Origin of the sequence: Pseudoalteromonas sp. NBT06-2 (assembly GCF_002276045.1) — a bacterium.
Taxonomy (GTDB): Bacteria; Pseudomonadota; Gammaproteobacteria; order Enterobacterales; family Alteromonadaceae; genus Pseudoalteromonas.
In genome coordinates this window covers 1-12,156 of sequence record NZ_NQMR01000173.1, presented here as the reverse complement: position 1 = coordinate 12,156, position 12,156 = coordinate 1, and the positions used below count along the sequence as shown (strand labels likewise).

12 protein-coding genes and 1 pseudogene are annotated in these 12,156 nt (G+C 34.2%); 9 read left to right on the top strand and 4 right to left on the bottom strand.

Features of this window, described 5'->3' with window-relative positions:
* Positions 1-286 precede the first annotated feature (286 nt).
* The 3 genes and pseudogenes from CJF42_RS22695 (at position 287) to CJF42_RS22680 (ending at position 2,861) form a co-directional block, all read left to right on the top strand.
* Positions 287-1,210 (top strand): AEC family transporter, encoded by a 924-nt coding sequence (locus CJF42_RS22695; RefSeq protein ID WP_095368841.1) that lies wholly within the window; start codon positions 287-289, stop codon positions 1,208-1,210.
* A 220-nt stretch (positions 1,211-1,430) separates the two neighbouring features.
* Positions 1,431-1,824: pseudogene (locus CJF42_RS22685) on the top strand (UDP-glucose 6-dehydrogenase); the annotation flags it as partial.
* A gap of 29 nt (positions 1,825-1,853) precedes the next feature.
* Entirely contained in the window at positions 1,854-2,861 is a 1,008-nt protein-coding gene (locus tag CJF42_RS22680; RefSeq protein ID WP_095368839.1) for an NAD-dependent epimerase, read from the top strand.
* A 68-nt stretch (positions 2,862-2,929) separates the two neighbouring features.
* On the opposite strand, the gene CJF42_RS22675 is transcribed toward CJF42_RS22680, so the two are convergent.
* The 3 genes from CJF42_RS22675 to CJF42_RS22665 all read right to left on the bottom strand — a co-directional run bounded on the left by CJF42_RS22675 (position 2,930) and on the right by CJF42_RS22665 (position 6,533).
* Positions 2,930-4,036: a glycosyltransferase gene (locus CJF42_RS22675; protein WP_095368838.1), complete on the bottom strand. Its 1,107-nt coding sequence runs from the start codon at positions 4,034-4,036 to the stop codon at positions 2,930-2,932.
* Positions 4,037-4,977: 941 nt separating this feature from the next.
* Positions 4,978-5,205, bottom strand: a complete 228-nt coding sequence (locus tag CJF42_RS22670; protein ID WP_095368837.1) for a hypothetical protein — start codon at positions 5,203-5,205, stop codon at positions 4,978-4,980.
* 266 nt (positions 5,206-5,471) lie between these two features.
* A complete protein-coding gene (locus CJF42_RS22665; protein ID WP_252097708.1) occupies positions 5,472-6,533 on the bottom strand; it encodes a site-2 protease family protein in 1,062 nt (353 codons plus the stop codon).
* A gap of 221 nt (positions 6,534-6,754) precedes the next feature.
* Between CJF42_RS22665 and CJF42_RS27755 the strand changes: the two genes are divergently transcribed.
* Positions 6,755-6,952, top strand: coding sequence for a hypothetical protein (locus CJF42_RS27755; protein ID WP_170940720.1), 198 nt, complete (start codon positions 6,755-6,757; stop codon positions 6,950-6,952).
* Here the strand turns inward: CJF42_RS27755 and pdxR are convergent.
* Entirely contained in the window at positions 6,925-8,433 is a 1,509-nt protein-coding gene (pdxR, locus tag CJF42_RS22655; protein ID WP_095368836.1) for a MocR-like pyridoxine biosynthesis transcription factor PdxR, read from the bottom strand. The two genes, CJF42_RS27755 and pdxR, sit on opposite strands and share 28 nt — an antisense overlap.
* Positions 8,434-8,518: 85 nt before the next feature.
* On the opposite strand from pdxR, the gene CJF42_RS22650 reads away from it, so the two are divergent.
* The 5 genes from CJF42_RS22650 to CJF42_RS22630 all read left to right on the top strand — a co-directional run bounded on the left by CJF42_RS22650 (position 8,519) and on the right by CJF42_RS22630 (position 11,787).
* Positions 8,519-9,139 (top strand): GNAT family N-acetyltransferase, encoded by a 621-nt coding sequence (locus tag CJF42_RS22650; RefSeq protein WP_095368835.1) that lies wholly within the window; start codon positions 8,519-8,521, stop codon positions 9,137-9,139.
* A gap of 3 nt (positions 9,140-9,142) precedes the next feature.
* Positions 9,143-9,754, top strand: a complete 612-nt coding sequence (locus CJF42_RS22645; protein ID WP_095368834.1) for an FMN-binding negative transcriptional regulator — start codon at positions 9,143-9,145, stop codon at positions 9,752-9,754.
* Positions 9,755-9,802: 48 nt separating this feature from the next.
* Positions 9,803-9,979 (top strand): transposase, encoded by a 177-nt coding sequence (locus tag CJF42_RS29405; protein WP_095368833.1) that lies wholly within the window; start codon positions 9,803-9,805, stop codon positions 9,977-9,979.
* A gap of 424 nt (positions 9,980-10,403) precedes the next feature.
* Positions 10,404-11,021, top strand: coding sequence for a hypothetical protein (locus CJF42_RS22635; RefSeq protein WP_095368832.1), 618 nt, complete (start codon positions 10,404-10,406; stop codon positions 11,019-11,021).
* 10 nt (positions 11,022-11,031) lie between these two features.
* On the top strand, positions 11,032-11,787 hold the full coding sequence (locus CJF42_RS22630) for a hypothetical protein (protein WP_095368831.1): 756 nt from the start codon (positions 11,032-11,034) through the stop codon (positions 11,785-11,787).
* Positions 11,788-12,156 lie beyond the last annotated feature (369 nt).

Here is a 12,156-nt window from a genome sequence, read left to right as displayed (position 1 = left end):
TAATATATATAATACTATTTCCGTTAATATAGAGATCAATCAGCGGGAGTTCAAAGCGCTTTAGGCAAGACATTGGTTACAGACAATAGTTATTCCCTTATCAAAACCAATAACGAAGAATAAAGCGCTTTGAAACCCGCCTAAAAGGGGCTTATGAGAATTTACACTTCGTTGTTATGTCAGTTTTAAAGGGAATAACCATGAATTCACTGACATGCCTAGAATTGTAAAACCTCATAAGCTCTGAATGAACACTTAATTATCGGAATTGGTATAAGGTGTGATCATGACGACTTTTTCAATTATCTTCCCATTATTATTTTTGGTTTCACTTGGCTTTTTAGCAACACGCTTTGGGGCTTTTAATAAAATACAAATAGGTGGGATCAGTAAATTCATATTTAACTTATGTATTCCTGTTTTTTTATTTTTAAATATGTATAAAGCACCTTTAGAAACCAGTTTAAATACCGATGCTTTATTCGTGTTTTATATTCCCGTTTTGGCCATTTTTGCATTCGGTTTTATATTAAATAAACTCACAACACATAATAATAATTTGACTACATCAGCAATTTACGCTTTAGGTTGTAGTTATTCCAATACAATTTTAGTTGGTCTGCCCATCATTATTTCAGCCATTGGGGTCCATGTGATGGGAAGTGTATTTTTCATTATTACATTTCACAGTGCTTTATTATTTTCCCTTACTTTTTTATTAAGTCAAATTAACAATCAAGCGAATAACTTTAATTGGATCGGATTTTTTAAAAATGTACTATTAAATCCAGTCGTTTCGAGTATCACTTTAGGTTTAATTTTTAATGCCTTAAGAATTGAAATTCCAATACAATTAAATAACGCACTCGAACTCTTAGCTAAACCCGCATTAACAGGAGCATTATTTGTTTTAGGTGCAAATTTAAGTTTTTATCAAATAAGTAAAAACTGGCATATGAGTGCATTAGCCAGCGCTTTAAAACTATTTTTATTACCGACTCTGGTTTATGGGCTAGGCAAATATATAGTGGTATTAAATGAAGAGTTGTTAGCAGTAACAGTATTATTAAGTGCGTCACCACTTGGTGTAAACGCCTATTTAATTGCAATGCAATTAAAAGAATATCAAGCCACTTTAGCCAGTACCGTTGTCTTGTCAACGATACTGTCTGTTATCAGCTTTAGTTTTTGGTTAAGTATATTAATTTAAATCATCTCAAACTGGACTAATACGTTAATGCCTGGGGTTATCAAACTTAGCCGCATCTATGATTGCCCATAAATGTGCAATACCACCAATTATTGCAGGCACGACTAAAAAACATAGTGCGTAACCACCGAGCACAAGAATTACCTGTCAATAGTAGTGTTAACACTACTATTGACCTCGCTACAGCCTAGCTTCTGTTTCGTTAAATATCTCATATTTTGATGATTCTCGGTTGTTAGCCAATTATCGTGATATACCAAACAATTAGAGCTATAGTGGATGCAAAAAACACACGTAAAGATTATATTACTGATACAATAATTAAACGAAACCCTGATGTTGTTGGTATCTACCGGTTGATAATGAAAGTTGACTCAGATAATTTTAGAACATCATCTATTCAGAATATTTTAAAATGCATTAAAGCAAAAAGTATTGAAGTTATTATTTTTGCACGAAAATTAAATGACGCTGAATTTCTTCATTCAAAAGTATTAACCAATTTAATAGAATTTAAAAAACAATCAGACGTCATTATTGCTAATCGTATGGTTGATGAGCTTAATGATGTAGCTAGTAAAGTCTATACTCGTGACTTATTTGGAACAGATTAGATTAACATAAGATTTATAAGGAAAAAATATTGAAATACTTAGTCACAGGTGCCGCAGGCTTTATTGGCTTTCATGTTGTTAAACGTTTATGTGAAGCAGGGCATCAAGTTATTGGTTTAGATAACTTGAATGATTATTATGATGTAAATTTAAAGCTGGCGCGATTAAAAGAACTAGAAGCAGAACGTTTATTTAATTTTGTAAAAATGGATATTGCTGATAGAGAAGAGATCTCTTGTTTATTCTCTGAACAAAAATTTCAACGCGTAATACACTTAGCTGCGCAAGCAGGTGTTCGCTACTCTATTGATAACCCTATGGCGTATGCAGACAGTAATTTAGTAGGTCACTTAACTATTTTAGAAGGGTGTAGAAATAACAATATAGAGCATCTTGTTTATGCTTCATCTAGCTCTGTTTATGGGTTAAACAATAAAGTGCCATTTGCTACGTCCGATAGTGTTGAGCATCCTATTTCTTTATACGCGGCAACTAAAAAATCTAATGAACTGATGTCACATACTTATTCACATTTATATAATGTTCCGACTACAGGTCTTCGGTTTTTTACTGTTTATGGTCCTTGGGGACGCCCTGATATGGCGCTGTTCAAATTTACCAAAGCTATAATTAATGGTGATAACATTGACGTATATAATAATGGTGATATGCGTCGAGACTTTACCTATATAGATGATATTGTTGAAAGTATTATACGTATTCAAAATATTATTCCAGAGGGAAACAAAGAATGGCAAGTAGAAACAGGTCGTACAGCACAAAGTTCTGCGCCATATCAGCTCTATAATATAGGTAATGGTAATCCAATAAAGTTAACTGAGTTTATTGATTCTCTGGAGCATTCTATTGGTATTAAAGCTAAGCAAAACTTAATGCCGATGCAAGCAGGTGATGTTTATCAAACCTATGCAGATGTAGAAGATTTACTTACTGCTACTGGTTATAAACCTGCCATGACGGTTAGTGAGGGAGTTGATAACTTTGTGAAATGGTACCGTGATTTTTATCAGGTTTAGTGATTGAGTTAGTGCCTAACAAAACACTAAGGGGATGATTGCCATCTCCTTAGTGAACTTAAATTGCTTTAATTAACTTGAGCTAAAATTTTATAGAAATAAGCTTCCATACTCGTTACAGTTTTATTATGTGACATTTTATCTAAAATAACATCTTGAGTCTTGCTAGATATTTTTCTTAATAAGTCTCTGTCGTTATAAAGCATTCTAATTTTTTCAGCGAACGCTTTTATATCACCAATAGGTACTAAGTAACCATTGACACCGTTCTCAATAGTTTCAACTACGCCATCATTTTCAGATGAAACAACAGGGGTTCCATTTGATAAGGACTCCAAAACGGTTCGTGTTAAACCTTCTTTACTCAATGAAGGTAATATTAATAAATCACATGCTTTTGCTATTGCTGGCACATCACTTCTAAAACCAGGCAGTAAAATACGTTCACTCATGCCAGACTTATTAATTTGATCAATAAAAGGTTGTTTTTGTAGATTATCACCCACTAAAATAATGTGTAAATCTGCAATATCATTAAGCTCTTTAGCGGCATCAAGTAAGATGTAAGTGCCTTTATGGTGTCTAGGGCTGCCAACACACATTATATTAAAATTATTTTCATTGCTTCCTAGACTTTTTAAATCAGTTGCTTCTTCTTGATACCAATTTAAATCATGACCTTTATATATGGTTTCCACATTGACTTTAATTGAGTTTCTTACTTTTGCTTTTACGTTGACAGAAACAGCTGTTGAAACACCTATAACACCATTTATTCTTGGATGTAGCATGGATAAATAATTACTAGGGTCCGTTTTGTACATGCCACCAGATGTACCTCGATAAGCTATCATTTTAGCTTGAGTGCCAATGCAGCCAAAAGCAGCATTAGATATACCATTAGACTCAGTAGCATATACAATATCGATTTGATGAGTTTTAATATACTGATGAATTTGTTTAATAACAGCCCAGCTGTATTTTTTTTTATTTTTTAGTGTGATAACGGTTAAATTAGCTTTTTTATATTCATCAATATAGGCGTTTGTTACGACTGTCATTATAGTGACTTGATGACCTGCTTGAGCTAAAGCGATATAACACTCTGCTTCGGGACGAACAGCATTATAAGAACGACCTCTGTTCGGTATGACTAGTATTTTCATTTTTTTCATTAAGCTCTCTGAGTATAAGTAGAATAAACAATATTTTAGCTAAAATCTAAAGTATGCATTTTAGCTTTTAGTTTGTTTATGCCACTGGCACGGCTAATTATTGGCGATTTTTTATCCATAACATGCAAGTTTAGCCGCTTTGCGCTTTGATGAATGATTTTGATATTTTTTTGTTTAAAACACAATAGCTCGCGTCTATTATTCTAAACAGTGATAAAAATCATGAGATAAAGAGTGTAACTTTGTGCTTATTAGAACAAGGCAAATTTAGGTACCAGATAACCTGAAAAACGGCGTGCATCAAACCTGTAGATATGAGCTCGATTAACCCCTACATATCATCAGCTATCATCCCTGCAAGGTCTTATACCAATACGAATAAATAATTACTCAATTTAAATGAACTAAATATTCTAATAACATCGTTGCTTTCAATCCTAATAGCCTGCTATTACTCAATCAAGCGCCTTGTTTTTGAAAATTTATCTTTATTAAAATTTGATCACTAACTTACTCGTATTGGTATTATAAACCGAAAGACAAATCTAAAGCCGAAGTCAGTGTGAAAATAATTGAACGCTGGATAATGGTGAGGCTTCGCAAATAGACCTTCTTCAGTTTAAACTAACTCAATCAACGGATAGCTGAGTTGGTTCAGAGGATGAAAATACCAATTCCGATAATTAAGTGACCATTCAAAGCTTATGAGGTTTTACAATTCTAGGCATGTCAGTGAATTCATGGTATTCCTTTTAATCCAGTCGTTTCGAGTATCACTTTGGGTTTAATTTTTAATGCCTTAAGAATTGAAATTCCAATGCAATTAAAAGAATATCAAACCACTTTAGACAGTACCGTTGTATTTTCAACGGTACTGTCTGTTATCAGCTTTAGTTTTTGGTTAAGTATTAATTTAAATCATCTCAAACTGGACTAATACGTTAATGCCTGCGGTTATCAAACTTAGCCGCATCTATGATTGCCCATAAATGTGCGATACCACCAATTATTGCAGGCACGACTAAAAACCATAGTGCGTAACCACCGAAAACAATAATTGCAAAAATTAAAGCCGACATAATACGACCTTGTACTAGTTGACCTAAGCCAGGGAAAAATACATTACAAATTGCAGCGATTACGTTACCACCTGAACCTTGTTCCGACATAAATATTCCTCTTTTACTTCTAAACTGAGATATCAAGATTTAAAATCATACATTGATATCAGATAATTACTTCTATAATTATTAATACAAATATCATACCAACAAAAATACTGTTACTTTTCAATATTATAAAAATAAAAACCCATATAAAATGATAAAAAATTCACTAAATTTACTAATATTTGGTTAAAAACCTATTTTAAACCATACCGACAGCCAATATAACTTTCAGTATTAAGGCGCTATTTATTTTTACATTAAACTTATTAACTACTCAATATTTTCACTGGTAAGCTTAATATAGGATTATCTGAATCGGCAAAACTCACTATCACCCATATATGCCCTAGAGCGACTAATAAAAACCAAACAGCTGAAAATATTTGACCATATTTATCAAGCGGTACTAAATGAGAGTAATGACGTTGTCGCCATTCAAAAATTACTTCAATTGAACCTATAAATAAGAAAAACACCAATAATACCAAACCAAATGTATAAGCGACCCAAGCGCCTAAAGCAATCCCTGACATACACACAGACAAACCAATCCAAGAGCGCATTGAAAAGCTGATGCTTTTAAGAACATGACCACCGTCTAGCGGTAAAATTGGCAATAAATTAAATAAGTTAAGTAAAGCACTGATCACTGCAGCACCTGCGAATAACTCCATATCTGTGGCGTAATATAAAATTAAACAAGCAAATGACATTAACAAACCAAAACACGGCCCCATGATAGAAATCACCACATCTTGCCATCGGGTATTTATTTTATCATCTGAAACCGCCAAGCCACCTACAAAAGGAATTAAATATATGCCTTTAGTTTTAATACCAAAGTATTGCATCGCTCTAACATGACCATATTCATGTGCCACTAAACAAGCGACCAGTACTAATGCAAATTCAATTGAAAACAGCCAAGCATAACCCGCCACTGAAGCTCCTGCTAATACTGCTTTAATCACCTTTGCACTTTTAAGCAACTTAAATGCAAGTGCCGCAATACCTAGAAAACTTCTTTTTTGCTCTGATTTAGTTAAATGACCCGTTTGCGGTAATTGAAAATCACCTGAAGTTTGCTGCTTTTGATCTATCCATAATTGATAATCAACAGTTTGCTCTTGTGCTTGTAAATTGAGACTTATTTCTACCGTTTCATGATTTTGTTGTAACTGAAATCTATGCACAACCTCTGCAACACGGTTGCTAGCTAAATTAACTTGGCTTACAAGTTGATCTGCCCAATAAAGGCTTTGCAAACCAGTATCATCCATTTCAAGTTTGAGTTCTTGCTCGAAAAGCGTAATGTTTAACAACTTTATTTACTCGCTAAATCAATTTTATAAAGTCTCTATTTTACCTGACTTAAAAATAATAAGTGATTAATTTTATACCCAAACCACTTCAAGATGCAGGATTCAGTTGGAATTAGAAATACTTTAGGCAAGGCATTGATTGAAGAACATGCTTATTCCCTTTTCAAAATCAATAACGCTGCATAAAGTATTTATAAACCAACCTTACAGGGACTTCTGAGCAAATCATGCTCGTTGTTGCCTGCATGGATGTAGGTACTAGAGCAATGCAGGAGCATATTGCCGGTCCATCTTTTTTTAAGGGAGTAACCATTAATGCAAAAATGCGCCTAGATCATGAATTGCTCAGCAGTCCTGAACCTCACATATTGAAGTGGCTTGGGTATATGATCACTGATTATTGCTCAGTATTAAATACTGATTGAATTGATTCAACCAAATAATCACCATAAAGGGTATCAAAAATTATTTTTATCCCTTGTTTTAATTCACTTTCTTCCATGGAAGCAAAGCCAATTCTAATAAAGTTAAAGGAACTGACTTCCTGTTTACGATTATTATGATTTAAATCAAACTCCAATTGAGTTTGTAAATACACCTGCTTTTTAAATAATTTTTCTTTTAATCCCACTATCGATTTACCCATATCAACCCAAATAGCCATGCCACCATCTGGATTTTTAAACTTTATTGGCAAACCTAAACTTTGATAATGTTTTAAAATATTAACTGTGATATCCCTGCGTTTTTGATAGGTACGTGTCATACGACGTAAATGACATTCAAAACCGCCCTCTTTCATCCACCTTGATACTGCTTGCTGTATCAACACATTATTTTTATGGTTCATTAAAGTTTTATATTCAGCTAAAGCCTGTATTAAATTCTGATTTGCCGCGACATAACCGATACGAGCACTGCCAAACATTAATTTAGAAAATGTAGAAATATATATAACTAAGCCTAAAGGATCATCCGCAGCCATAGGTGCAATAGGCTGGCACTTGTAATGAAATTCATGATCATAATCATCTTCAACAATCGCCACATGATACTTAACCGCTAGCTGATAAATTTTCATACGCCGCTCAACATCTAATGTCACAGTCGTTGGATACTGATGTAGCGGTGTTAAATAAAGCAATTTGATTGTATTCAATTTAAGTTCATATTCTAAGTGCTTTGGAATGATGCCTTTTTCATCTTGATTAATAGGAATTAACTCAGCGCCAGAACTTCTAAACGCAGCCCAAGCAGGTGGATAACCTAATTGCTCTACGGCAACTTTATCTCCTGACTGCAGCAACAATTGCGTCACCATATATAAAGCTTCTTGAGAGCCATTACAGATCATTATTTCCTTTTCAGTAATAGAGCGCATTCTGCGTAAATAAGTAGAAACTTGATTAATTAAGTCAGGCAAACCTTTACTATCACCGTAACTCAAATCATCAAATTGTGGTCTTTGACAAGATTGAGAGAAATAACCTCTAAACTCATCAAAAGGAAATAACCTTAAATCAGGCTGACCACCAGCAAAATTGTATCTAAATTTGGTTGCTTTAATCGGATTTTGAATTATACCTTTACGTACAAACTGCCATTTAAATTGCGCTTGTTTAGTTTCAACTTTATTTATATTTTGACTCGATTGAATAGGTAAAGAAGCTACAACTATATAGCCAGATCTCTGTTTTGCTTCTACCCAACCCTCAGCCACCAACTCTGCAAACGCAGCCATTATTGTATGTCGATTGGTATTTAACTGCTCGGCCAATTTACGCGCCGAAGGCAATGCCTCAGCTGGTGCAACTTGCCCTTGCTTTATTGCCTGACGAATTGCATCAGCTATCACAATATATTTTGCTTTTGAACTGGAATCTAATTTAAGTGAAAGCGATTTCAAACTGGTATACCCAATAGTTTAATTCTGGTTGTAGAGTTTATACCAGTAAAACACATAATAGAAATACACCAAACAGGAGATGATAATGTTTAAACCGCAAATACTACAAAGCCAATTAATTAAATTAGTGCCTATGACAATGAGGTATTTAGACGCATACCGTGCAGCAGGAAATTTCCCTGAAATATGGCAGCACATGTCAATGAATCGCTGCGAAACAAAAGAAATTGCCAGAAATTGGATGTTAGAAGCCATTAATGAAATGGAACTAGGTCAACAAATTGCGTTTGTCACGGTTGATAAAAAATCCAATCAAGTAATAGGTTCAACAAGGCTATTTAGATTAAATAAAAAAGATAAATCTCTTGAAATAGGCCATACGTTTATCACTCCTAAATTTCAGCGTAGCTATGTAAATTCACATGCCAAATATTTAATGTTGCAATATGCATTTGAGATTTTAAATATGGTGAGAGTTGAAATTTGCACTAACGAAACTAACCAACAGTCACGTACTGCAATCACCCGTATAGGCGGTCACTTTGAGGGCATACTTAGAAAACATCGTCGATCGCCCAACGGTGAATACCGTAATACAGCCCTGTTTAGCATCACAAATGATGAATGGCCAAAAGTAAAAGAAAAATTATTAAAAACTGCAACACAAAAACAAGAGTTTGAAGTGACAATTTCGAAAAGGGGTTGAATTATGTATCCACCTAAACATTATCAAACTAACCCTGAACAAATTAAGTTAATGGAATTAATACAAGATAATCCATTAGCAACTTTAATTATAAATAATGAAGGAAAATTGCCACATATCAGCCATATTCCTTTTCATTTTGACGAAAAACAAGCCTTATTAATTGGTCATACAAGCAATCAACATCCTTTAGCTAAAAAGCTAAAACGAAACCAAATTGAAAATATCACTTTAGTATTTCATGGTGAAGAAGGTTATATTTCACCTAACTATAGTGAAGGTCAGCCTGTTCCAACTTGGAATTACAGTAAAATATGCATCACTGGTGAAGCCAAAGCCATAATCGATAGCAGTGAAAAATATCAACAAATGGAGTTCACCACACAATTCTTTGAAAAAGAACAAGCTAAACCTTGGTTATTAGATTCTGCACCAAGCAAAGCGATCGAGAATATGCTTAAAGCTATCACCATTTTTAAAGTATCACTGAAAGAAATTAATGGGCAGTTTAAGCTGAGCCAAAACAAATCAGCTGCAATTAAACAACAAATTTCAGATCAACTGATATCAAACGGTAATAAAAAACTAGCAGACATCATGATTAATTCAATCTAGGTAAACCACCGCCTCTGCCGGTGTTTATGTAGGTAGCAAGGAGTTGAATTGTTCGAGGGTTATGCTACGAATGATCATATTCATATGTTACTGATGCTCCCTCCCGAATATAGCCTTGCTAATATGATTGGTTTTATAAAAGGAAAATCAGTAATTCGAATATTCAGAAATTATTTGCAAGTAAAAATAAATTTCACAGGACGACTTTTTTGGGCTAGAGGGTAGTGCGTAAGCACTGTAGGCTTAGATAAACAGATGATTCGAGAATATATTAAAAATCAAGAGAACGAAGAAAAGCGACAAGATCAAATGCAATTGTCAGGAGTTTAATTTTAGCCCCTTTTCAGGGGCTTTCATCATACCTCCGGCTCTGCTGGTCGTTGCTAGAATAAAAGTTTAGGGTTACTGGCAGGTGAAAGGCACCACTGCTTATTTGCAAGATCTCACCTGTTATAGAGCTGCAATTTAAGTTCAAGTTCAAGCTCTATCTCAGATAATCGCCAAAAAGGCCATGAAAACGGGCAATTAAAATATTACCCATCTGCTGACAATACCATAGTCACCCGCGTAATTTTAAGCTAACAAATCAATTTTTAAATTTTCTCTGTATTGACTATGCTTACAATATGCTACAAATTTTGGTTAAATTATGCGGATAAAAGACGACAGCTTTAAAGTAGAGGCGAAACAACTCATTAAAGTTATGCTACAAGATTTTGTTAATAAGCCGAGTGATACGCAAGAACGTCCTTGTCCAGGTTGTCGATATGGAGGGCCAAACAACGACTCCTTTAAAACAACTAAATTTTGCTCATATCGATGCCCTATAGCACCAAAGCAAATGAGTAGCGATCCTGATAGATACCCAATTGAAGGAGCAATTGTACCATTAGTATATGCTTTTTATACTTTAAAAAGTTTAATGCCTTGTTGGTCATGCGGGGGACATATAAATAATTTAGGTCAAGTAATTAAAGCTCCTAAAGTATGGTTTTACAGCTCAGCTGATTTTTATCCTAAACTCATAGCGCAATACGTCAACCAATTACATGGCGAACATACAATAATGAATAACTGGTCAGTCAGAATTCTTCCTTACTCTCAATCTATGTTTACTTTAACCTATAGTTTAGAGCCCTTAGATCAAAACCTTGAAAATATGAACTTAGACTCTTTACATCAGGACATCATCACTATCGCTCAAACACTCAGGCATGGTACTCACAATTTAGCACATCACTATATTCAAAGAGCAACAAAAAAATAGGTATTTATTTATGCCATTAGTCAACTTAAAAATAATAGAACAACTCATTTCTATGCCAGAGTCTCAGCTAGAGTGCTTTGAAAACAATAATAAAATAACTGCCCAGATACTCATTCCCCATTACATTGCTTCGTTAAGACAATTTTACGGAGAAAAACTTTTACCTAATATTGAAGTCGTCAAACATAGATCTGGAATAGGCTTTACAATGCAACATTTCGGACTGAAAATACGTTTTGCAAAACCTGTTAGCTTAAATCTGCATGATAAAAACATGGATTTATCTGAAATATGTAAAAGACTCATTACATTATTTGGTACTGTGATCATTGAAAATGCTTATTTACCTGATTCTATTCGAGATATAGGTCATAAAAACCGCTTTCCTCATTTAAATTTTCATCGCGATCGCAACGAAAGCCAACCAACCCCCTATTCTTTATATACTCGCAACCCTTTTGATCCTACACAGGCTGAACCTCGTACTTCTTCTACCTTATTTATTCCAAACATAGTGGCGTATTTACAATGCATGAAAGAACACTCATATGATCAAATCAACACTAAAGGAATTAAATCTCATTATAATATTTTTCATCAACAAGATATGACCGAAGTGATAAACAAAATAATGCTCGAACATAGCTGGAATTTACCCGAAGGTATTGGTGAAATATCTATGTTAGACAATCGCACCATGTTACATGCAAGCTATCAAAAAAATGGTGTTCCAGGTTATCGCATTGGTGTCAGGTATTTAGGTTAATAAAAGATGCACCTAGATCATGAGTTGCTCAGCAGTCCTGAAACACGCAGCTTGAAGTGGATTAGGTATATACCCAAGCTACTTGGAAATGCATGATTTCAGCGGGAGTTTAAATGGTCAAATACAAGACATTTATTGCAGGTAATGGTTATTCACTTATCAACATAAATAACGCGGTAGTTGACCATTTAAGCACCCCAAGCAAGCACAATAAATTCAAGAGGATTTAAAAAAATTCAAAATTGATATGATCCCTAAAGATCGTGATAGAGCTAGCATAGACATCTGGTTTCAAGATGAAGCTAGATTTGGTCAACAAAATACCACAACAAGGTTATGGGCTGAAAATGTAACTTCTCAAAAAGCAGT